This is a genomic window from Burkholderia singularis, from assembly GCF_001718875.1.
Taxonomy (GTDB): domain Bacteria; phylum Pseudomonadota; class Gammaproteobacteria; order Burkholderiales; family Burkholderiaceae; genus Burkholderia; species Burkholderia singularis.
Genome location: NZ_CP013448.1, coordinates 2,444,549 through 2,466,472 on the forward strand (window position 1 = coordinate 2,444,549; position 21,924 = coordinate 2,466,472).

Here is a 21,924-nt window from a genome sequence, read left to right on the forward strand (position 1 = left end):
GCATGACGCGCAAACGTCCGTGCGCGGCAGGTTCAGTCGATGAACAGCCGAATCTCCGCCATCGCGCCGGACGGCTCGGCATCCGGCGCGCCGAATGACGTCGGCGCCGCGCCGGGCACGGCGTTTCAATACGGCACGTTACCCGGCCTCTGCGTGAGCGCGAATCGCTTGATTGAACGGGATCGCGGGCCGTTCGTGCCCCGGCGCGCAGCGGCGGCTTGCGCCACGCACGCCCGCGCGACGCAAGCCGTCAGCAGGCCGATCCGGCCGGCACCGCCCGGCCGTCGCCGCACACGAGCGGATGATGCGCGCTCTGGACCGCGCGCACCGCTTCGTCGGAAGCGAACATCCGCGCGACGTCGTGGCCGACGCCGCGCACTTCGAGCAATCGCCAGCCGAACGGCCAGCCACGGCTGCGCGCCGCCGCCTGTGCAGTCTGAAATGCGTGCAACCCGCGCGCGAGGCGGGTCGGGCCCTGCGCGTCGGCTTCGACACCGTGCGCGAGCCGGTTGCCCTTCACGTCGTCCATGCCGAGCAGCACCGTGACGGGCTGCGCCAAATACGCACGCAGCGCCGCCTCTTGACGGCGCGCCGAGCCAAGGCCGCCGAAACCGTAAGGCGCGGCAGTCGAGTTCGGCATCACCCACGTACCCGGATTGGCGAGCACGATCCGCGCCGCGCCCGGCTGCGAGTACGCGGCGACGCGGTCGAGAAATTGCGCGCCCGCCGAATGACCGAGCAGCACGACCGGCAGCGCCGGCGCGCCGGCGGCTCGCCGCGCCCAGTCGGCGAGCCGCGGCACCAGATCGATCGGACGCGTGCCGCCGGACGGCGGCGCGGCGGGCATCGAACCGAAGGCGGGCGCGGGCGTCACGCCGCCATGCTGATAAAGCGCGTCCGGAAAGCGCGATTCGTCGAATTGCGGCGCGACGGCAATCGCGCAAATGCGCTCGGCCAGCGGCGTCGCGGCGTCGCGATACTCGGCGCCGTTGCGGCTCATCCCGTGAAAGACCAGCAACAATACCGACGGCGCGCATCGCGCGGGCCGATACGTGAAAACCGGCAGCGACGTGCCGCCGAGATCGACCGTCTGCATCGACGGGCCGATCGGAATGCCCGCCGACGCGTCGGCGGGCGGCGTCGGCTGCGCAGGCGCAGTGCTGCTCAGCATCCACGACGCGGCGAGCGTGCCACGGGCGGCGCTCGCGTGGGCAGGCTCCTCGGGCGATGGTTGGGCCGGCTGCTGCGTCTGGGCAGGCCCGGGCAATTGAGCCGCGGCGGATGCCGGCATCCCCGCTGCCTGCGCCGAGCCGAACGCCTGAGCGGGCTGCGGCGTCTGCGCGGCGGCGGATGCCGGCGCCAACTCAGCCGCCCGCGCCGCGTCGACCGGCTGCGTTGACTGCGCGAGCGCCAAGCCAAGCGGCGCGCCCAGCGCGACGGCCGCCACCCATCGTCCGATTCGAATCGTCACTGCATTGCCCTTTCCGTCTGTTGAAGTGCGTTGCGCCCTGCCATCGCAATGGCGCAACCCGATACCTTACCGGATTTGGCAATTTTGCGTCGTCACCGTGGCGCGTGCGGCCCGCGCCTATGCCGTGCCGTCTCGCGCCGAGCGCGACCAGCCGCCGCCGAGCGCCCGATACAGTGCGATTGCATTGGTCAGGCGCAACTGCTTCAGACGAATCAGTTCCTGGCCCGACTCGAACGTGCTGCGCTGCGCGTCGAGCAGCTCCAGATAATTCGCGACGCCGTGCTGATAGCGCCGCTGCGCAAGCTTCAGCCGCTCGGCGTCCGCCTCGTAGACGGCCCGCTGCGCATCGAGCTGCGCGTCGATCTGATCGCGGGCCGCAAGCGTATCGGCGACTTCGCGAAACGCGGTCTGGATCGCCTTTTCGTATTCCGCCACCGCGATATGCGCGCGCGCGTCGGCCACGTCGAGGTTCGCGCGGTTGCGCCCGCCCGCGAAGATCGGCAGCGTCAGCTTCGGCGCGAACGTCCAGACGCCCGCGCCGGCCGAGAACAAGCCCGCGAACGTATCGCTGACCGAACCGATTTCGGTCGTCAGCGCGATACGCGGAAAAAATGCCGCGCGCGCCGCGCCGATGTTCGCGTTCGCCGCGATCAGCCGCTGCTCGGCCTGCCGGATGTCGGGCCGCTGCTCGATCAGATCCGACGACAGCCCCGGCGCGATCGGTGCGACCATCCACTCGTCGAGCGGGCGCGCATCGGCTGTGCTCGGCGTCGCGAAATCGCCCGTCAGCAACTGCAACGCGTGAACCGCCTGCGCATGCTCGCGCGCGAGCGCCGCGCGCGACGCACTGGCCGACGCGACGAGCATTTGCGCCGTGCGCAGTTCGATGGCCGTGCTCGTGCCGCTGTCATAGCGCCGCTGCGTCAGCGCGCGAGCCGATTCGCGCGCGGCGAGCGTGCGCTCGGCAAGCGCGAGTTGCTCGACGAGCGCGCGCTGCGTCACGTAAGCGGACGCAACTTCCGCGATCAGGCTGATGAGCACGGCGCGCCGCGCCTCGGCAGTCGCGAAATACTCGGCGAGCGCCGCGTCGGACAGGTTTTTCACGCGGCCGAACAGATCGATCTCGAACGCGCTCACGCCCACGCCCGCGCGATACAGCCCGCTCGCCGCGCTTTCGCGCAGCACCGGATCGTACTGGCGGGCGCGTTCATAGCCGAGATTGCCGTCGATCGACGGCAGCCGGTCCGCGCGCACGACACCGTACATTCCGCGCGCCTCCTGAATGCGCAGCGTCGCGATTCGCAAATCGCGATTGTTGTTGAGCGCGGCGTCGATCAACGCGCGCAACGACGGATCGGTGAAATACGTGCGCCAATCGTCAAGCCGCGCATCCGGTGCCTGCCCGGCAGCCATCGCAGGCTGAACGGCGGCCGCTTGGCGCTCGTGCGGCGGTTGTGCGGCATCGTGCGTTTGCCGCGCGGCGAACGCGTGCGGCTCCTCGGATGCGGGCCGCGCATCAGACGGGTGTGCTCCGGCAGATGCCGACGAGGCATCCGGCGCCGGGCCGCCGTGCCCGGCCGGCGGCTGCGCGGCACCCGCGATGCTGGCCGCATCCGGCGTGGGGGCTGGCATCTGTTGCACCTGTTGCACCTGTTGCACCTGTTGCGCCGGATACGCCGGATAACTCACCGGCACCGGTGCCGCCGGCCGCTCGTAGCGCGGCGCGAGCGAGCAGCCCGCCAGCAGCGCGGCCGCGAGCGCGGCCGGCCACGCGCCGCGCGCCGGCGGCATCGCCGGGCCGCGCGGGCGGCCCGATACGCGTTTGATCATCACTGAGTCTCCCAAGCTCGCGCATCGCCTCGGCGGCGCGGGCGGACGTCGAACACACGGCCGACGCAGACGAAAAAGAGCGGAACCAGAAAGATCGCCAGCAGCGTCGCGCTGATCACGCCGCCGAGCACACCGGTGCCGATCGCCACCTGCGCGCCCGACGCCGCGCCGGACGCGAAGGCGAGCGGCAGCACGCCCACGCCGAACGCGAGCGACGTCATCACGATCGGCCGCAGCCGCAGCCGCGCCGCTTCGAGCGCCGCATCGACGAGCGACGAGCCCTGCGCGACCCGATCCTTCGCCACCTCGACGATCAGGATCGCGTTCTTCGCGGACAACCCGATCGTCGCGATCAGTCCCACCTTGAAATAAATATCGTTGGGCATCCCGCGCAGCACGACGCCCGTCACGGCGCCGATCACGCCGAGCGGCACGACGAGCATCACCGCGAACGGAATCGACCAGCTCTCGTAGAGCGCCGCGAGCGCGAGGAACACCACGAGCACCGACAGCGCGAACAACATCGGCGCCTGCGCGCCCGACAGCCGCTCCTCGTAAGACTGCCCGGACCACGCGTGGCCGATGCCGGCGGGCAGCTTCGCCGCGATCCGCTCGATCGCCGCCATCGCGTCGCCGCTGCTGCGCCCCTCGGCGGCCGAGCCGTTGATCGTAAACGACGGGAAGCCGTTGTAGCGGGTCAACTGCGGCGGCCCCATCGTCCAGCGCAGCGTGGCGAACGCAGAAAGCGGCACCATCTCGCCCTTCGCGTTGCGCACGCGCAGCTTCGTCACGTCGTCGGGATCGAGCCGGTGCTGCCCGTGCGCCTGCACCACCACGCGCCGCACCTGCGCGCCGTGCATGAAATCGCCGATGTAGTCGGAGCCGAACATCACCGCCAGCGTCGTGTTGATCTCGTCCATCGACACGCCGAGCGCCGACGCCTTCGCGCGATCGATATCGAGCTTCAGCTGCGGCGCATCCTGCGTGCCGGCGAACATCAGGTCGGTCAACGCGGCGTCCTTGCGCCCCTCGGCGAGCAGTTTCTCGCGCGCGGCGACGAGCGCTTCGTGACCGAGTCCGCCGCGATCCTGCAAACGCAAGTCGAAGCCGCTCGTCGAGCCGAGGTCGGGCAGCGCGGGCGAATTCATCGCGAAGACGGTCGTATTCGGCGTGCCCGCAAAGCGCGCGTTGATCCGCTCGACGATCGCCTGCACCTGGTCGTGCGCGCGCTTGCGCAGCTTCCAGTCCTTCAGCGTGACGAAGATCATCCCGCCGTTCGGCCCTTCGCCGTACAGATTGAAGCCGCCGAGCGCGAACGTGTACGCGCTCGGCTCCTCGCTGCGCACGTATTGCTCGACGCGCTGCACGCTCTTCATCGTTTCGGCCAGCGGCGTGCCCTGCGGATGAATCACCATCACCATGAAGTTGCCCTGGTCCTCGTCCGGCAGGAACGCGCTCGGCAGGTTCGTGAGCAGCAGCGCCGCGGCCGCCGTCAGCGCGCCGTACACGGCAAGCCAGCGCAGCGGCCGTTTCAGCACCGCGCCCACGCGCTGCGTATAGCGGTTCGTCGCACGCGCGACGAAGCGGTTGAACCAGCCGAAGAAACCGCTCTTGTCGTGATGGTCGGCGGCGACGGGCTTGAGCAGCGTCGCGCACAGCGCGGGCGTCAGCGACAGCGCGAGAAACGCCGAGAAACCGATCGACACCGCGAGCGCCAGCGCGAACTGCCGATAGATGTTGCCGACCGCGCCGCCGAAGAACGCCATCGGCACGAACACCGACGTCAGCACCACCGTAATGCCGATGATCGCGCCGCTGATCTGCTTCATCGCCTTCACGGTCGCCTCGTAGGGCGGCAGCTTCTCCTCGACCATCAGCCGCTCGACGTTCTCGACGACGACGATCGCATCGTCGACCAGGATGCCGATCGCGAGCACCATCCCGAACATCGTCAGCACGTTGATCGAGAAACCCGCGGCAAGCATCACGCCGAACGTGCCAAGCAGCGCGACGGGCACGACGAGCGTCGGAATCAGCGTCGCGCGCAGGTTCTGCATGAACAGGAACATCACGGCGAACACCAGCACGCCCGCCTCGATCAGCGTCGTCACGACCTTGCTCATCGACACGCGCACGAACGACGACGTCTCGTAGGGAATCTGATATTTGACGCCCGCCGGGAAGTACTTCGATAGCTCGTCCATCGTCGCGCGCACGCGCTTTTCGGTCGCCACCGCGTTCGAGCCCGGCGCCAGCTTGATGCCCATGCCCACCGCGGTCTTGCCGTTGACGAACGACGGATAGTTGTAGTCGTTGCCGCCGAACTCGACTTTCGCGACGTCGCGCAGATACAGCGCCGAGCCGTCGGCGCGCGCGCGCAGCACGATCGCGCCGAACGCGTCGGGGGTGGCAAGCGGCGCATCGGCGAGCACGGTCGCCGCGATCGGCGCGCTGTCCGGCACCGCGCTGCGGCCGATGTCGCCGATCGTCACGCGTGCATTGTGCGCGCGCACCGCCGACGCGATATCAGAGGCCGTCAGATTGAGCGCGGCCATCTTGAGCGGATCGGGCCAAATCCGCATCGCGTATTCGGCTCCCCAGAACTGCACCTTGCCGACGCCGTCGACACGGCGCAACGCCTGCACGACGTTCGCCGATGCGTACTCGCCGAGCTGCACGGCCGACAACCGCCCGTCCTCCGAAGTCAGCGACACGACGATCTGCGTGTTGTCGGCGGCCTTCTCGATCGAAATGCCATCGCGCCGCACCGGCTCGGGCAGCCGCGATTCGACGGTCTTCAGGCGGTTCTCGACGTCGACGGCCGCCAGATCGGCGCTCACGCCCTGGCGAAACGTCAGATACAGCGCCGCCTGGCCGACGCTGCTCGTCGCCGACGTGTACAGCAGGCCGGGCACGCCGTTCATTTCGCGCTCGATCACCGCCGTGACCGATTCCTCGACGACCTGCGCGGACGCGCCCGGATAGGTCGCGTAAATGCTGACCACGGGCGGCGCGATGTCCGGATACTGGGCCACGGGCAACGCGCGGATCGCGAAGATGCCGCCCATCATGATGAATAGCGAGATCACCCACGCAAATATCGGGCGATCGATAAAGAATCGAGCCATGATCGAAAACGATGCTTGTCAGATTGAGCGCGGCGCCGAAGCCGGCCGCGCGGCGGCGGCACGCTCGATCGCCTTCACGCTCGCGCCCGCGTCGAATTGCGCGGCGTCGCTCACGACGACGCGCTCGCCGCCGGCCAGCCCGCGCGTGACGATCCAGTCGCCGCCCTTCATTCGCGACGCGTCGACCGCCACGTCGCGCACCTTGCCGTTTGCGTCGACGACCTTGACGCTCGCGCCGTCGGCCGTGCGCAGCAGCGCGTCGCGCGGCACGAGCACCGCCTCGCGCTCGATCGCGCGATCGAGCGCGAGGCGCACATACGCGCCCGGCAGCAATTCACGCTCGGGGTTCGGGAAAAGCGCGCGCATCGCGACCGTGTCGGTGGACGGATCGACCGCGAGATCCGCGAACAGCAACTTGCCCTTGCGCTCGTACACGCTGCCGTCCGGGCGGATCAGCGTCACCTCGACGTCCTGCTGCGCGATGCCCGCCGCGCGGCCGCTTTTCACCGCGCGCCGCAGCGCCTCGACCTCGGCGGCCGGCTGTGAGAAGTTCACGTAAATCGGGTCGAGCTGCTCGACGGTCGTGAGCGGCGTGGCCTGATCCTGGCCGACGAGCGCGCCCTCCGTGACGAGCGCGCGGCGCGCGCGGCCGTCGATCGGCGCGGTGACGCTCGCGTAGCCGAGCTGCAACTGCGCGCGCGCCAGCTCGGCGCGCGCGGACGCGACGGCGGCTCGCGCCTGCCGCTCGTCGGCGAGCGCCTCGGTATGGTCGCGCTCGCTGACCGCCCGGTCGCGCACCAGATCGTCGTAGCGGCGGCGCTTGTCCTGCGCGGCGAGATACGCGGCCTGCGCCTTCTCGAGCGCGCCGGCCGCCGCGTCGCGCGCCGCCTTGAACGGCGCGGGATCGATCCTGAACAGCACGGCGCCGCGCTTGACCTCTTGCCCCTCTTCGTAGGTTCGCGCCGTGACGATGCCCGCCACCCGCGCCCGCACTTCGGCCTGCCGGTACGCGTCGAGCCGGCCCGGCAACTCGACCGTCAGCGGCACCGGCGTCTTGGCGACCGTCACCACGACCGCCTCGCGCGGCGCAGCCGCGTCGCCGCCTTCGTGTTTGCCGCAGCCGGCGCTCAGCGCCGCGACGGCGAGCGCCAGCCAGATTCGGCGCGTGCGCGCCCGTCGGTCTGTCATTGTTTTCCTCATGATTCTTTCGACCCCGCGTGAATAGGAGTCGGTTAGGGCGATCGATTATAATCAGTCACGATTGATTAAATACTCCTGATTGACAGCCTGTCGTAAGAAAGCGACAACCATTCGAAAACCAGGGAGAATCGACCCACATGGCCCGCAAAACGCGTGAAGAATCACTGAACACGAAGCACCGGATTCTCGACGCCGCCGAACTCGTGCTGCTTGAAAAAGGGATCGGACAAACCGCGATGGCCGATTTCGCGGAAGCAGCCGGCATGTCGCGCGGTGCGATATACGGGCATTTCAAGAACAAGATCGAGGTGTGCGTCGCGATGTGCGACCGGGCGTTCTCGCGCGCGGTCGCGGGCTTCGAGTTGTCCGACGAGCGGCCCGCGCTGCACACGCTGCGCCTGGCCGCATCGCACTATCTGCATCAGTGCGGCGAGCCCGGCTCGATGCAGCGCGTGCTCGAAATCCTCTACCTGAAGTGCGAGCAAAGCGACGAAAACGCGCCGGTGCTGCGCCGGCGCGCGCTGTACGAGCTGCAAACGCTCAGGATCGCCAAGGCCCTGTTGCGGCGCGCGGTCGCGTCGGGCGAACTCGATGCCGCACTCGATATCCATCTCGCCGGCGTGTATTTTCTGTCGCTGCTCGAAGGCATCTTCGGCTCGATGATCTGGACCACCCGTCTGCGCGGCGATCGCTGGCACGACGCCGACGCGATGCTCGACGCGGGCATCGATACGTTGCGCACGTCCGCCGCGCTGCGGCTGCGCAACGCCGATGCGCCGCTTCGGCACGCGTGCGCGGACTGACGGAGGCGACACAATGGCGGGCGGGCCGAGGCTCAGGCTCTGCCCCGAGCCCGCGTTCAAGCCCAAGCACAGCCCCAAGCCGATGCGCCGCCAAGCGGGCCGCGTCATTTCGCGCCGGGCCGCCCTTTTTCGCCCGGGCGGCCCGCAGCGGGCATCGGCGCGCGTATCGTGCATCGTCCGAATTCGAGGCCCGCATGAAACCATCCGCACTCTGCCCGCCCGCACTTGCGCCTGCGTGCGCTCCGCCGCCCGCCGGGATCGCGCGCGGCGCGCCCGCGCCCGCGTCTCGCCCGGCGCAGCCGACGGCGCCGCCGAGCGACGCGAAGCTTTCCCGCCCGAGCGCCAGACAGATCATGGATCTTCCGGCAGAAATCCTGACGAAAATCGCCGACCACGCCGGCCCGGACGGGCGCAAAAGCATGCGCGTCGCTCACTCCCGGTTGAAACAGGCCGCCGAAAACAACGCGGCGCTGCTGATCACGGGCCGCACGGAGTTGCAGCAATTGTTGTCGAGCGGGCATTTCAGCCGCCCCAAGAAACTCACGTTGATCGGCGATTACGAAACAGGCGATCTCGACGCGCTGCCGGCCCGTATGCGCGGCGCGTCCGTTCACCTCGGGCGTTTGCCGGGAGAATGGGACGGCGCTTATCTGAACCGGCTCTTGAGCGCCGGCATCCGGCCGAAGCCCGCCGCCCACGCGGCGGGATTGTCGGCGTTGCCGGACGAGCCCGGCTGGCCCTATTTTGAGCGTCTTCATCGGCTTGGCGTGAGCGCGGGCCATGCAGCAGCGATCGCGGGCATCGACGTCCCGGCCCCGCCTCGCACAGAGGGATTCCAACAGGCGCTGTTCTTCCAGCAACACGGCTTTGAAGCGGCCGAGGCAGCGGATCTGGCGGGCGTGCCGCAGGAGACGAACTTGATCCGGCGGCTCAGGCGTACAGCGCGGCCCCCGGAGCCCGTCTCCGCGCGATTTGTCCAGACGGTTCAATGGCGCGCGCGGTCCGATCCGCGCTACGCGGACTTCGCCGCGCGGCTGGGGCTCGGCACCGACGCATCGCCACCGCGCGGCGGCAAACCCGGTCTGCGCGAAGGAGGACGGTAAGCCGGTAAGGCGGTTCATCCGGCTCACCAGCGGGCGGGCGGCGGCAGCCGACGCCTGCCGCCGCCCGCGCGGCCCTTTCGAACGGAACGGCGCGGCGCATCGAATGCGCGCCAAGTTCCACACCCGGACAAAATCGCCCGCCTTCAGGAACAATTGCGCGCATCATACTGTCACTCAGTACGGCGTCGATTCACCCGGCGGGTTTCAACCCTCCGGAACCGAGTCACCGTTCGGAGCGGACCCGATCCGCGTCGCTGGGCCGAACGGGACGTAACGGGGCACGATCACGAGGATCGTGCCCCGTTACGTTGAACGCCTTGCACTGCCGGCTCGCCTGGCGCGAGTCTGTCCGCAGCCGCATGCCCACCCCCTATTCGATCGAACCACGCATTTTTAAAGGATGTGGATTCTTTTGGCCAAGCCATCCTTGCATACCGTTTCCGCCGACCAAACCGCGCACGCCGCCGGATCGTCGGCTTCGCTGCCGCGCTCGCCCGCATTCAAGCGCAAGTTGTCCGCCGCCAGTGCGCTCGGCGCGCTGATCGCGTTCGGCATCGCCACGCTGCCGGCGGTGTCGAAGCCGCCCGCGGCGTCCACGCGTGATGCCGCGCGCGCGCCGCAGCGCGTGCTCGCCGATGCGCCGTTCCCGAGCGCGCAGCGCTATGTGACGGCCGAGCTGGAGCAGATCGTCGATCAACGCGCGGCGCCAGCCGGCGCTCAGACGAGTGCCGCGTGGCCCGACCTGCTGAGCGGCGCGCTGCCGGCCGGCGCCGGTTTCGCGCCGTCCGGCGCGGCGCGGCCGGGCCTTTTCGCCCCGCTCGCCGAACACCGCAACGAACTCCTCGGCTACGACACCGGCGCGTTCTCCCTCGCCGCGCCAGCCTTTGCGCCAGCCACGAGCGGCGTGCGCACCGGCGCGATCGAGCAATCGTTCGCCGATACGCTGAACCAGATCGATCTGCCGCCTGAAGTGCGCATCCAGATCGGCGATCTGGTCATGAATCGCGTGAAAGCGCATGCGAGCGCGCAGCCAGGCGACTATTACCGGATCGCATTCGATTCCGCGCCGGACGCGGCAGCCCCGGCCGCGGCCGAGGCGTCCGATGCGGCCGCGCCGCACCGGCCACGCGTGGTCGCGCTCGATCTGCGCGTCGCGGGCCGCTCATTCGGCGTGCTCTGGTTCAAGCCGCCAGGCGCGACAGCAGGCGCGTACTACGCATTCGACGGCCAGCCGCTCGATGCGCCGTCGCTTGTCGAGCCCGTCGTCAGCACCCGCATCAGTTCGTACTTCGGCGAGCGCATTCATCCGATCAGCCAGGAATGGCAGATGCACACCGGCGTCGATCTCGTCGCGCCGGCCGGCGCGCCCGTCGATGCAGCGGGCGCCGGCGTCGTGTCGTTCATCGGCACCGATCCCGAAGGCTACGGCAAATACGTCGTGATCGACCATCCGGATCGGACGTCGACCTATTACGCGCACCTGTCGGCGTTCGCGCCTGGGCTCGAGGTCGGCATGCCCGTCGTCCAGGGGCAACGGATCGGCGCGGTGGGCTCGACGGGCGCGGCCACGGGCCCGCACCTGCACTTTGAGGTCCGCATCGACGATCAGCCGGTCGACCCGCTTGTCGCGCTCGCGAACGCGCAGCACACGCTATCGGCGATGCAGCTCGACGCGTTCCGGCGCGTGGCAAGCGAAACGCGCCTGCGGCTCGCGGCGAGCGATACGCGGCAACCCGGGCTTGCGCGTGTCGACGCGCCGCTGTGGTCCGCTTTCGCGATCGGCACGACCGGCGCGCCCGGCACATCGACGCTGCGCGCGATCTTCGCCGCGCATTACGCAGCGTCGTGACGTTGCCATGAAGCGCGCGCATCGGATGCGGCGGCACTTGCCGCGGCCGGACGCTCCGGTGCGGCCGGCTGCTCGCGGCGGCGCGCGAGCAGCCGTGTCGCCGCGAAATCCAGTGTCGTGCAGAGCACCAGATAAATGACGCCGACGAAGAAGAAAATCTGCGCGGGATACACCATCAGCCGGTTGTTGATCTGCGTCGCGACGAACGACAGCTCCGGCACGCCGACGATATACGCAAGCGATGTGTCCTTCACGAGCGACACCCACTGATTGACGAACGACGGCGTCATGATCCGCACCGCCTGCGGCAACAGCACGTAACGAACCGTTTGCCAGCGCGTGAGCCCGAGCGACAGGCCCGCCTGCCATTGCCCGGCTCCCGCGGCGCGAATGCCGGCATGCACCGAATGCGCAAGATAAGCGCCGCCGATCAGCGACAGCGCGCTCACCACGGCCGCGAGCCCCGGCACATCCGCATGCAGCAGCACCGGCAGCAGAAAGTACGTCCAGAAGATCAGCATCAGCACCGGAATCGCCCGGAAAAATCCGATCACGACGACGAGCGCGCCGCGCACCGCGCCGCTCGACAGCGCGAGCGCCACGCCAAGCGCGACGCCGAGCACGGCCGACGCGAGCGCCGACGCGATCGCCAGCACGAGCGACAGTGCGGCGCCGCCGAGCGGGCCGTCGGGAAACGCGCCGATCAGCAGATACGGAAGATTGTCGAAGAGTATCGACCAGTCCATCGTCAGCGCCCCGTGAATGCGCGCTCGCGCCGCATGACGCTCCATTGCGCGAGCGCCTCGACGGCCGCGACCGCCGCGATGTACAGCACGCTCGCCACGCCGAACGCGGCGAAGGTCTGGAACGTCTCGGTTTCGACCTGCCGCGACGCATATGACAGCTCCGCGACGCCGATCGCCATCGTCAACGACGAATTCTTGATCAGATTCATGTATTGGCCAAACAGCGGCGGCAACGCGATGCGCACCGCCTGCGGCAGCACGACGAAGCGAAACGTCTGCTGCGGCGTGAGCCCAAGCGCGCTCGCCGCGTCACGCTGCCCCTGCGGCACGCCGCGAATGCCCGCCTGAAACTCCTCGGCGACGAACGCGCTGGTATAGAGGCTCAGTCCGATCCAGCCGGCGACGAATTCGAACGACGGCCACTGCACGAGCGTGACGCCGCCCCACGTCCATGCATGCCGCGCGTTGAGCCACGCCATCGCGTGCTCCGGCAGCAGCGACGCCACGCCGAAATACCAAAACAGCAGTTGCACGACGAGCGGCGTGTTACGAAACGCAACAATGTACGCCGCGACGATGCGCCTTGGCAGCGCGGCCGTCGCATCGCGCGCGAGCGCGAGCGCAAAGCCCGCGAGCGTCGCGGCCACGGCCGCCGCGAGCGACAAACCCAGCGTCAGCAGAAAGCCTTGCCACAGCCACATCAAATACTTCGGAGCGAGCCAGCCATCCATTTCGTTTGCATGGGCCGCCGGGAAGCGGCCGTCGGTTCATTCGCAAGCGCCGCGGCGCGCATGCATATGGCGCGCCGCCGCATGGCGTGCATGAGCACGCATCGTCGATCAAACGCCGGAGCGGATGCCGGGATCGAACGTCCCGGCCGAACGCCAGATCCGGATCAAGTCTTGTCGCCGATTTTGAAGATGCGCGCGAGCGGCGTCTTGGTGGCCGGGCCGAACCACGCGTCGTAAATCCGCGCCGCTCGCCCGCTCGATTCGAGCCCCTTGAGCGTCTCGTTGACGAACGCGACGAGCCGCGTCTCGCCCTTCGGAATGCCCACGCCCATGTAGTCGCTCGAAATCGCGAACGACGACACTTCATAGTTCTGCCTATCCGGCACGTTCGCCAGCAAGCCGATCAGCTTCGGGCCGTCCTGCGTGATCGCCTGCACGTTGCCCGCGCGCAGCGCGGCGAACGCGAACGGCGTGTCGTCGTATGCGACGATCGTTGCCTTCGGATACTTCTCGCGCACGACGATCTCGTTCGTCGTGCCCTTGTCCGCGCCGATACGCAGCGCGTTCAGTTGATCCGGCGATTTCAGCACGCCCTTCTTCGAAATGAACTGCGTGCCGGACGCGAAGTACGGAATGCTGAAGTCGATCTGCTTCGCACGCTCGTCGGTGATCGTGAAATTCGCGAGCACGAGATCGACCTTGCCCGACGTGAGGAACGGAATGCGATTCGCGGGATTGGTCGGCTGCAGCTTCAGCTTGACGCCGAGCTTGTCGGCCAGCGCCTGTGCGTAGTCCACGTCCAGGCCGACGATCTGGTTCGTCTTCGGATCGACGAAACCGAACGGCGGGTTGCTGTCGAACGTCGCGACGCGCAGCACGCCGGCTTTCTTGATGTCGTCCAGACGGTCCGCGTGTGCGGCGGCATGAGCCGCGATCAGCGAGCAGCCGACGAGCCAGGTAGCGAGTGTCTTGAGTTTCATTGGTGCAATCTCTCTGGTGGAGCCTTGTGGTTTATCCGTCGGGCCGGCGCGCGACGCGCATCGGCCCGGGAATCGGCGCAGCGGCGTCGCCGCTGCGAGCCCGTCACCGTAACAGTGCATGCACCCTTTTCGAACCAATAAATGCTGCTGTACTCAGCAATATTTCTGCTATGACGCGCCCGCGCGTCACGCTCAATGCTGCGCGCCCCAGCGCCGGACCGTCACGCGCTCGAGCAGGTCGAACACGCCGTGCTCGGCCAGCAGACCGATCACGATCACCGCGGCGAGCCCGGCGAACACACGATCGGTATAAAGCTCATTGCGGTTCTGGAAGATGTACCAGCCGAGGCCGCCGCCGCCCGCGTTCGCGCCGAACACCAGCTCGGCCGCGATCAGCGTGCGCCACGCAAACGCCCAGCCGACGCGCAGGCCCGCGAGAATCGACGGCAGCGCGGCCGGAATCAGGATCGCGACGACGTGGCGCAGCCCCGTCAGCCCGTAGTTGCGCCCGACCATGCGCAGCGTCGCGGGCACGGCCTGGAAGCCGGCGAACGTGTTGAGCGCGAGCGGCCAGAGCACCGCGTGGACGAGCACGAACAGCAGACTGCCGCTGCCGAGGCCGAACCACAGCAGCGCGAGCGGCAGCAGCGCGATCGACGGCAGCGGATTGAACATCGCGGTCAGCATCGTCAGCAGATCGCGGCCAAGACGCGTCGACACCGCCAGCGCGGTCAGCACGAAAGCGCAGCCGACACCCAGCGCATAGCCGCGCAGCAGCACCGACAGCGACACCGCGATCTTCGCCGGCAGCTCGCCGCTCGCGACGCCTTGCACGAATGCGAGTGCCGTCGCGCTGAACGTCGGCAGCAGCAGATCGTTGTCGAGCATGCGCGCGGCGATTTCCCACAGCGCGATCAAGACGATGGCAATCGCCGTCTTGCGCAGCCAGCCGGCGTCGCTCAGGCGGCGGAGCGCCGAACGGCGGGCGCCGAGCGCGGGCGGCTGCGCGCGGCGCCCGCCCGCGTGCGACGCGGCATCGCGAACCGCGCCGGCCGCATCGGCCGGCGCCGGCACGGTTTCATCGAGCGCGATCTCATATTCGCGCCGCACGGGTGGTAGCGGCCTGGCGCTCATGCGCGGACTCCGGCCCTGGTCTCGCGGGCGTCGTCGCCATCGCCGTCGCCGAACAGCAACCGATGAATCCGGTTCGCCGCTTGCTGAAAATCCGCACGGCCGACGCTGCCGTCGTCGAAATGATGACTGTTGAGTTCCGCGCGCACGCGCCCCGGATGCGGCGACAGCAACAAAATCCGATTGCCGACCACAAGCGCCTCGTCGATCGAATGCGTGACGAACAGCAACGTGAAGCGCGCACCGTCCCACAAGCGCAACAGCTCCTGCTGCATGCGCCGCCGCGTCAATGCATCGAGCGCGGCAAACGGCTCGTCCATCAACAGCACGCGCGGCTCCAATGCGAGCGCGCGCGCGATGGCGACCCGCTGCTTCATTCCGCCCGACAGCGTATGCGGATACGCATCGGCGAATGCCGACAGCCCGACCTTTTCGAGCGCCTCGCCCGCGCGCCGCGCCGCTTCGCCGCGCGGCAGCTTCCTCGCCGCGCGCAATGCGAACGCGATATTCTCGTGCACCGTTTTCCACGGCGGCAACTGATCGAACTCCTGGAATACGACGATGCGATCGGCACCGGGGCCGCGCACCGGCTCGCCCGCGAGCGCGATCGTGCCCTCGACGGGCGCGATGAAGCCCGCGATCGCCTTGAGCAACGTCGATTTGCCGCAACCGGACGGGCCGAGCAGCACGAAACGGTCCGCTTCATAGACGTCGAAACTCACGTGCTGCGTCGCGCGCACGACGCGCTCGCGGCTGCGATATTCGAGCGTCACGCGATCGACCGCGAGCAGCTTGCTGCTTGTCGCGCCGCCCAACTGCGGCAACAGGAGGGGCGCTTGCGCCGCCATGCATTGCACTCCATCGAAGTCCGCCGGAATCGATCGCCCGCGCGTCGCGCAAAAAAATGCCCGCTGCGCGAGCGGGCGAGAATCCCAGTCAAGGAGGTGTCACACGAACTACGGGTTCAGAATAAAACCCGCCGCCATTGCGCACAACGAAGCATTTCCGATATCGATATCGTCCGCGCAGCATTGCGCGCACGGCGCATGCGTGCCGCTCAACTGCCCTGCGCCGTCGCGGGATCGTCGAAAAAATAATCGCGCCAGGTCTTGGGCTCGTTGCGGATCGCCCCCACCCGGTGCATGAATGCCGCGAGCGCGAACGTGTTCTGCGGCGCGACCTTGAACTGCACCTGCGGATTCTTCACGATCTTCAGCAGCAGCGCGCGGTCCGCGTTCGTTTGGTTCACGCGCCGGTACGCATCCACCGCGCCGTCCGGATTCGCCTGGACGTAGCGCGCGGCCTGCTCGAGCGCGGCGACGAACGCGCGGTAAGTCTTCGGATTGTCGCGCCGGAAACGTTCGGTCGCATACAGCACCGTCGCGGAACTCGGGCCGCCCAGCACGTCGTAGGAACTCAGCACGACGTGCGCGTTCGGATTGCCCGCGAGTTCCTGTTCCTGAAACGGCGGATTGCCGAAATGCGCGCTAATCTCGGTGCCGCCCGCGATGATCGCCGCCGTCGCGTCGGGATGCGGTATCGCTTGCGTCAGCTTGTCGAGCCGGTTGTATTCGCGATCGCCCCAGCGCTGCGCGGCCGCGAATTGCAGCACGCGCGATTGCACCGATACCGTGACCGCCGGCACCGCGATGCGGTCGCGATCGGTGAAATCCGCGATCGTCTTCACGCGCGGCTGGTTGCTGACGAGGTAGTACGGCAGGTTGCCGAGCGACGCGACGCCCTTCACATTCTGCTTGCCGCGCGTGCGGTCCCAGATCGTCAAAAGCGGCCCGACACCCGCACCCGCGATGTCGATCGAGCCCGACAGCAGCGCATCGTTGATCGCCGCGCCGCCCGACAGCCTGACCCAGTCGACGTCGATCGAAATCCCCTCGGCACGCCCGGCCTGCTCGATCAAATGCTGATCGCGCGCGACGTTCAGCAACAGATAGACGATGCCGAACTGCTCGGCGATCCGGATGCGACCTTCGGCACGAGCCGCCGGCGCGGCCAGCCATGATCCCGCCGCTAGCGCGGCAACGAGCGCGGCCGCGAACGCGCGCCGCGCGGAAAAAAAAGCGATCCGTGCCATGCCATCCCCCCCAAGCCATGCTGTCGAGACAGCGAATCTAGTGGCGGCGCGGCGTGCGGGTCAACGAAGCAAATTCGCTACGCTTATCGGCTGGGGCGATAACGGCGGGCAAGCGCTCAAAGCAGCGCGTCTGAAAAAAACGGCGTTTCGCGCTGAAAGCGAAACGCCGTGTGATGTGAAAACGTGAAGGCGCAAACGGCGTGAAACGCCGCACATCCGCGCGGCGCGGCATCCTGCTCAAACACGGCCGTCCGCGCCTCGCGCGCGCCATACCGCGCCCGTGCCGTTGCCGACCGCATGAGCGTTCGCCCGGCGGCGGCCGCGCGTGGGCGTCACGGTTCGTTGCGCAAATACCCTTCCTTGCCCGGATCGCGCATCCGGTACGACACCACGAGCGAGATCGCCGCCAGCACCGTAACATACCAGTAGAACATCGATTCGCTGCCGACCGACTTGAACCACAGCGCGACATACTCCGCCGTGCCGCCGAAGGCCGCGTTCGCGACCGCATACGACAGGCCCACGCCCATCGCCCGCACTTCGGGCGGGAACATCTCGGCCTTGATGAGGCCGCTGATCGACGTATAGAAACTGACGATCGCGAGCGCGACGATCACGAGCCCGAATGCCGCATACGGGCTCGTCACGCCGCCGAGCGCGTGCATCAGCGGGACGGTGCAGATCATCGAGCCCGCGCCGAACAGGATCATCGACGTGCGGCGTCCGATCCTGTCCGACAGCGCGCCGAACACGGGTTGCATCAGCATGTAGACGAACAGCGCCGCGGTCATCACGTTGCTCGCCGTTTTCGCGTGCATGCCCGCCGTATTGACGAGGTACTTCTGCATATACGTCGTGAACGTATAGAAAAGCAGCGAGCCGCCGGCGGTGAAGCCCACCACGGTCAGGAAAGCGCCCTTGTGCTGCCAGACGCCGCGGATCGTGCCCGCGTCCTTCGCCTTGCGCGACGCTTGAGTCGACGTCTCGTCGAGCGACTTGCGCAGATACAGCGAAATCAGCGCGGCCGCCGCGCCAGCGACAAACGGAATCCGCCAGCCCCACGCCTTGAGTTCGGCGCTGGACAGCACCTGCTGCAGAATCACGAGCACAAGAAGCGCGCAGAGCTGGCCGCCGATCAGCGTCACGTACTGAAACGACGCGAAAAAGCCACGCCGCCCCTTGAGCGCGACCTCGCTCATGTAAGTCGCGCTCGTGCCGTACTCGCCGCCCACGGACAGCCCCTGGAACAACCGGGCGACAAGCAGCAGGACCGGCGCGAGCGCGCCGATCTGCGCATAGGTCGGCAATGCCGCGATCACGAGCGAGCCGCCGCACATCATCAGCACCGAGATCATCATCGCGGTACGGCGGCCGTGCTTGTCGGCAATCCGGCCGAACAGCCAGCCGCCGATCGGCCGCATCAGAAACCCCGCCGCGAACACGCCCGCCGTGTTCAAAAGCTGCGTCGTCGCATTGCCGCTCGGGAAGAACGCCGGCGCGAAGTACAGTGCGCAAAACGAGTAGACGTAAAAATCAAACCATTCGACGAGATTGCCCGACGATGCGCCAACGATCGCGAAAACGCGTCGCCGCACGTCGGACCGCGCGACGGCGGCATGGTCGAGTCGATCATTCATGGGTGGTCTCTGCGGGTTGAAATTTTCTCGAATTGCCGGCGATCGACGCATCGGCCCGGCCGAACGCGCCGGTGATACCGGTTCCAGCGTCGCGCGCTGCGATTTTAACGAAATGTAAGTTGGCTGAATGTACGGGATGGTCCGGATATCGCGCCGCGGCCGGCGGCTATTTCGGCCACCATCCGCCCATCAAGCGAAAACGCGAGCCAGACGGCTCGCGTTTCGTGCAAGATCACGCGCCGCGGCGGGCGCGCGGATTGCCGGAAGATCAGAGGCGAATTTCCGGCGCGGTGTAGCGGCACTCGTAGCGCTTGCGGACCGTCCCCGATTCGTCGACGCTTTCGAGAAACACGTCGAACTGCCAGAGCCGCGCCACGTGCTTGAGCACTTCTTCGCTGTCGTTCGACAGATGCCGGTTGTCGGTCATGAAGTGACGCAGCGTCAAACTGCGATCGCCGCGCGTGTTGACCGACCACACCTGGATGTTCGGCTCGCGGTGGTGAATGTCGTACTGACGGGACAACGCCTGCCTCACATACTGATAGCCGCTGTCGTCATGGATCGCCGACACTTCGAGCGCATCGCGCATGTCGTCGTCGAGCACCGAGAAAAGCCGCATCTCGCGAATCAAATGCGGCGACAGATATTGCGCGATGAAGCTCTCGTCCTTGAAGTTGCGCATCGCGTAATGGAGCGCCGGCAGCCACGGGCTGCCGGCCAGCTCCGGAAACCATTTGTAGTCCTCGTCGGTCGGCGCCTCGCAGATCCGGCGAATGTCGCTCATCATCGAAAAGCCGAGCGCGTAAGGATTGATCCCGCTGTAATACGGCTTCGTCACGGGCGGCTGATAGATCACGTTGCTGTGCGAATGGAGGAACTCCATCATGAAGCCGTCCGCAAGCTTGCCCTGGTTGTACATCGTGTTGAGCAGCGTGTAATGCCAGAACGTCGCCCAGCCTTCGTTCATCACCTGCGTCTGCCGCTGCGGATAGAAATACTGGCCGATCTTGCGCACGATGCGGATCACCTCCCGCTCCCACGGCTCGAGAAACGGCGCGTTCTTCTCGGCAAAATAAAGCAGGTTCTCCTGCGGCTCGGGCGGATAGCGCTCCTCCTGCTCTTCGGCCTGTTCCTGCTTCTTGCCGGGCAGCGTGCGCCATAGCTCGTTGATCTGCGACTGAAGGTACGCTTCGCGCTCGCGCCGCAATTCCGACTCTTTCGCAAGCGACGGTTTTTGCGGCCGCTTATAGCGGTCGACGCCGTAATTCATCAGCGCGTGGCACGAGTCGAGCAGTTCCTCGACGCGATCGAGCCCGTAGCGCTCCTCGCACTCAGCGACGTAGTTCTTTGCGTAGACCAGGTAATCGATGATCGCGTGCGCGTCCGTCCACAACCGGAACAGATAGTTGCCCTTGAAAAACGAGTTATGCCCGTAAGCCGCGTGCGCGATCACGAGCGCCTGCATCGTCATCGTATTCTCTTCCATCAGATACGCGATGCAAGGATTCGAATTGATGACGATCTCGTAAGCGAGCCCCATCTGCCCGCGCCGGTAGCTTTTCTCGGTGGCGAGGAAATGCTTGCCGAACGACCAGTGGCGATAGTTGACCGGCATCCCCACCGACGCGTAAGCATCCATCATCTGCTCGGCGCTGATGAGTTCGAGCTGGATCGGATAGATATCGAGTTCGTATTGCTCGGCGACCTGCGAGATGTGGGTGTCGTATTCTTCGATCAGCTCGAAGGTCCAATCGGACGGACACGGCAACGGTTTGCGATCGGCAACGTTCATACGCGCTTCCTTCGGCCCGCTCGCGGGCGCTTGCGGGCAATGCGCCGCCGTGTCGGCCGTCGCGCCGTGCTGCGCGCCGGGCTCCGATGCGTCGTCGCTGTTGCGGTGCGGTTCATATCCGCGTGCTTCGTTATCCAAATGGCGTGTCGTCATCAGGTTTCCACGTGCTTTTCGAAGAGTTCCCGGAACACCGGATAGATATCGGCGGCCGATTCCACTTTCTTCATCGCGAGATGCGGTTGTGACAACGCCAGTTGCGCGTATTCGAGCCACAGATTCTGCTCTTCCGGCGTCACCTGGATGTAGGCGAAGTAGCGCACCTTGGTCAGGATATCCTCGTCGAGGATCTTGCGGCATTTCGGCGAATCATCGGTCCAGTTGTCGCCGTCCGATGCCTGCGCGCCATAGATGTTCCATTCGGTCGGCGAATAGCGCTCGTCCATCACCTTGCGCATCAGTTCGAGCGCGCTCGACACGACCGTGCCGCCGCTTTCGGTCGAATGGAAGAACGTGTCCTCGTCGACTTCCTCTGCACGCGTATGGTGACGGATGAACACCACCTCGATGCGCTCGTAATTGCGCTTCAGGAACAGGTACAGCAGGATGAAAAAGCGCTTCGCAAGGTCCTTGCGCTGCTCGTCCATCGAGCCCGATACGTCCATCAGGCAGAACATCACCGCTTGGCTCGACGGCTGCGGCTGCTTCACCCGGTTCACGTAGCGAAGGTCAAACGGATCGATGAACGGAATCCGCCAAATGCGGCCCTTCAGATGATGAATCGCCTCTTCCAGCTGCGCAATCTCGACCCGGTGATCGCCGGGTTCGTCGCTCAGCGCCTCGAGCTTCGCTTCGAGTTCGCGCAATTCGTTGACGAGCGGCGAGCCGAGCGCGATACGCCGGCCCAGCGCGCTTCTGAGCGAGCGCACGATGTCGATGTTGTTCGGCGTGCCTTCGGCCGCCCAGCCCGCGCGCACGCTCTTCCAGCTCGGAACCGTCAGCAGATGGGTTTTGACCAGGCGCGGCAGTTCGAGATCGTCGAAGAAATATTGCATGAACTCTTCGCGGGACAACTCGAACACGAAGTCGTCCTGACCTTCTCCCTCGTTGCTCGCCTGGCTGCCGCCGCCTCCACCGCCGCCCGGCGGACGCGGAATCTTGTCGCCGCGCACATAATCGGCGTTGCCCGGATGCACGATCTCGCGGCGCCCGCCGGGACCGTGCCGGAACGTCGGCTCGGCGATGTCCTTGCGCGGAATCGTGATGCTCTGCGTGCTTTGAATGTCCTTGATGCTGCGATCACGCACGGCGTCGGACACCGCGCGTCGAATGTAATTCTTCACGCGGCGCAGAAAGCGCTCGCGGTTTGCAATGCTCTTGTTCTTGCCGGCCAGCCTGCGGTCGATGATTTGATGAAGCACACCCGGTCTCCCG

The 21,924-nt window shown here is 67.0% G+C and carries 16 protein-coding genes; 3 read left to right on the forward strand and 13 right to left on the reverse strand.

All coding sequences use genetic code 11. The features are described 5' to 3' along the window. Nucleotides 1–250 precede the first annotated feature (250 nt). The 4 genes from AQ611_RS10780 to AQ611_RS10795 form a co-directional block, all read right to left on the reverse strand. Nucleotides 251–1,471 carry an alpha/beta fold hydrolase gene (locus AQ611_RS10780; RefSeq protein WP_146011794.1) on the reverse strand — a complete coding sequence of 407 codons (1,221 nt, stop codon included), beginning with the start codon at nucleotides 1,469–1,471 and terminating at the stop codon, nucleotides 251–253. A gap of 117 nt (nucleotides 1,472–1,588) precedes the next feature. Next, a complete protein-coding gene (locus tag AQ611_RS10785) occupies nucleotides 1,589–3,301 on the reverse strand; it encodes an efflux transporter outer membrane subunit (RefSeq protein WP_231935823.1) in 1,713 nt (570 codons plus the stop codon). Continuing rightward, complete coding sequence (locus tag AQ611_RS10790; protein ID WP_069234520.1) at nucleotides 3,301–6,429, reverse strand: multidrug efflux RND transporter permease subunit; 3,129 nt, start codon at nucleotides 6,427–6,429, stop codon at nucleotides 3,301–3,303. The genes AQ611_RS10785 and AQ611_RS10790 overlap by 1 nt, the downstream gene beginning before the upstream one ends. An 18-nt stretch (nucleotides 6,430–6,447) precedes the next feature. After that, a complete protein-coding gene (locus AQ611_RS10795; RefSeq protein ID WP_069234521.1) occupies nucleotides 6,448–7,617 on the reverse strand; it encodes a MexX/AxyX family multidrug efflux RND transporter periplasmic adaptor subunit in 1,170 nt (389 codons plus the stop codon). Nucleotides 7,618–7,766: 149 nt separating this feature from the next. On the opposite strand from AQ611_RS10795, the gene AQ611_RS10800 reads away from it, so the two are divergent. The 3 genes from AQ611_RS10800 (at nucleotide 7,767) to AQ611_RS10810 (ending at nucleotide 11,384) form a co-directional block, all read left to right on the forward strand. Continuing rightward, nucleotides 7,767–8,432, forward strand: coding sequence for a TetR family transcriptional regulator (locus AQ611_RS10800; protein ID WP_069234522.1), 666 nt, complete (start codon nucleotides 7,767–7,769; stop codon nucleotides 8,430–8,432). 194 nt (nucleotides 8,433–8,626) lie between these two features. Next, entirely contained in the window at nucleotides 8,627–9,535 is a 909-nt protein-coding gene (locus tag AQ611_RS10805) for a hypothetical protein (protein WP_069234523.1), read from the forward strand. Nucleotides 9,536–9,947: 412 nt separating this feature from the next. Further along, a complete protein-coding gene (locus AQ611_RS10810) occupies nucleotides 9,948–11,384 on the forward strand; it encodes a M23 family metallopeptidase (protein WP_069235262.1) in 1,437 nt (478 codons plus the stop codon). Here AQ611_RS10810 and AQ611_RS10815 read toward each other — a convergent pair. The 9 genes from AQ611_RS10815 to AQ611_RS10865 form a co-directional block, all read right to left on the reverse strand. Continuing rightward, entirely contained in the window at nucleotides 11,369–12,130 is a 762-nt protein-coding gene (locus AQ611_RS10815) for an amino acid ABC transporter permease (RefSeq protein WP_059518638.1), read from the reverse strand. The genes AQ611_RS10810 and AQ611_RS10815 overlap by 16 nt on opposite strands. Nucleotides 12,131–12,132: 2 nt before the next feature. Beyond that, the gene (locus AQ611_RS10820; protein WP_059518335.1) at nucleotides 12,133–12,861 is read right to left on the reverse strand and encodes an amino acid ABC transporter permease; all 729 of its coding nucleotides are present in this window, start codon (nucleotides 12,859–12,861) and stop codon (nucleotides 12,133–12,135) included. Between the two features lie 164 nt (nucleotides 12,862–13,025). Next, nucleotides 13,026–13,841, reverse strand: a complete 816-nt coding sequence (locus AQ611_RS10825; protein WP_059518338.1) for an ABC transporter substrate-binding protein — start codon at nucleotides 13,839–13,841, stop codon at nucleotides 13,026–13,028. Between the two features lie 192 nt (nucleotides 13,842–14,033). After that, entirely contained in the window at nucleotides 14,034–14,975 is a 942-nt protein-coding gene (locus AQ611_RS10830) for an ABC transporter permease (RefSeq protein ID WP_069234524.1), read from the reverse strand. After that, entirely contained in the window at nucleotides 14,972–15,820 is an 849-nt protein-coding gene (locus tag AQ611_RS10835; RefSeq protein WP_069234525.1) for an ABC transporter ATP-binding protein, read from the reverse strand. Before AQ611_RS10835 ends, AQ611_RS10830 begins: the two co-directional genes overlap by 4 nt. Nucleotides 15,821–16,029: 209 nt before the next feature. After that, nucleotides 16,030–17,064, reverse strand: a complete 1,035-nt coding sequence (locus tag AQ611_RS10840) for an ABC transporter substrate-binding protein (RefSeq protein WP_059518343.1) — start codon at nucleotides 17,062–17,064, stop codon at nucleotides 16,030–16,032. A gap of 332 nt (nucleotides 17,065–17,396) precedes the next feature. Further along, complete coding sequence (locus AQ611_RS10850; RefSeq protein ID WP_069234527.1) at nucleotides 17,397–18,701, reverse strand: MFS family transporter; 1,305 nt, start codon at nucleotides 18,699–18,701, stop codon at nucleotides 17,397–17,399. Between the two features lie 268 nt (nucleotides 18,702–18,969). Then, nucleotides 18,970–20,646: a SpoVR family protein gene (locus AQ611_RS10860; RefSeq protein WP_059518350.1), complete on the reverse strand. Its 1,677-nt coding sequence runs from the start codon at nucleotides 20,644–20,646 to the stop codon at nucleotides 18,970–18,972. Further along, entirely contained in the window at nucleotides 20,646–21,911 is a 1,266-nt protein-coding gene (locus tag AQ611_RS10865; protein WP_069234529.1) for a YeaH/YhbH family protein, read from the reverse strand. The genes AQ611_RS10860 and AQ611_RS10865 overlap by 1 nt, the downstream gene beginning before the upstream one ends. Nucleotides 21,912–21,924: the final 13 nt, after the last annotated feature.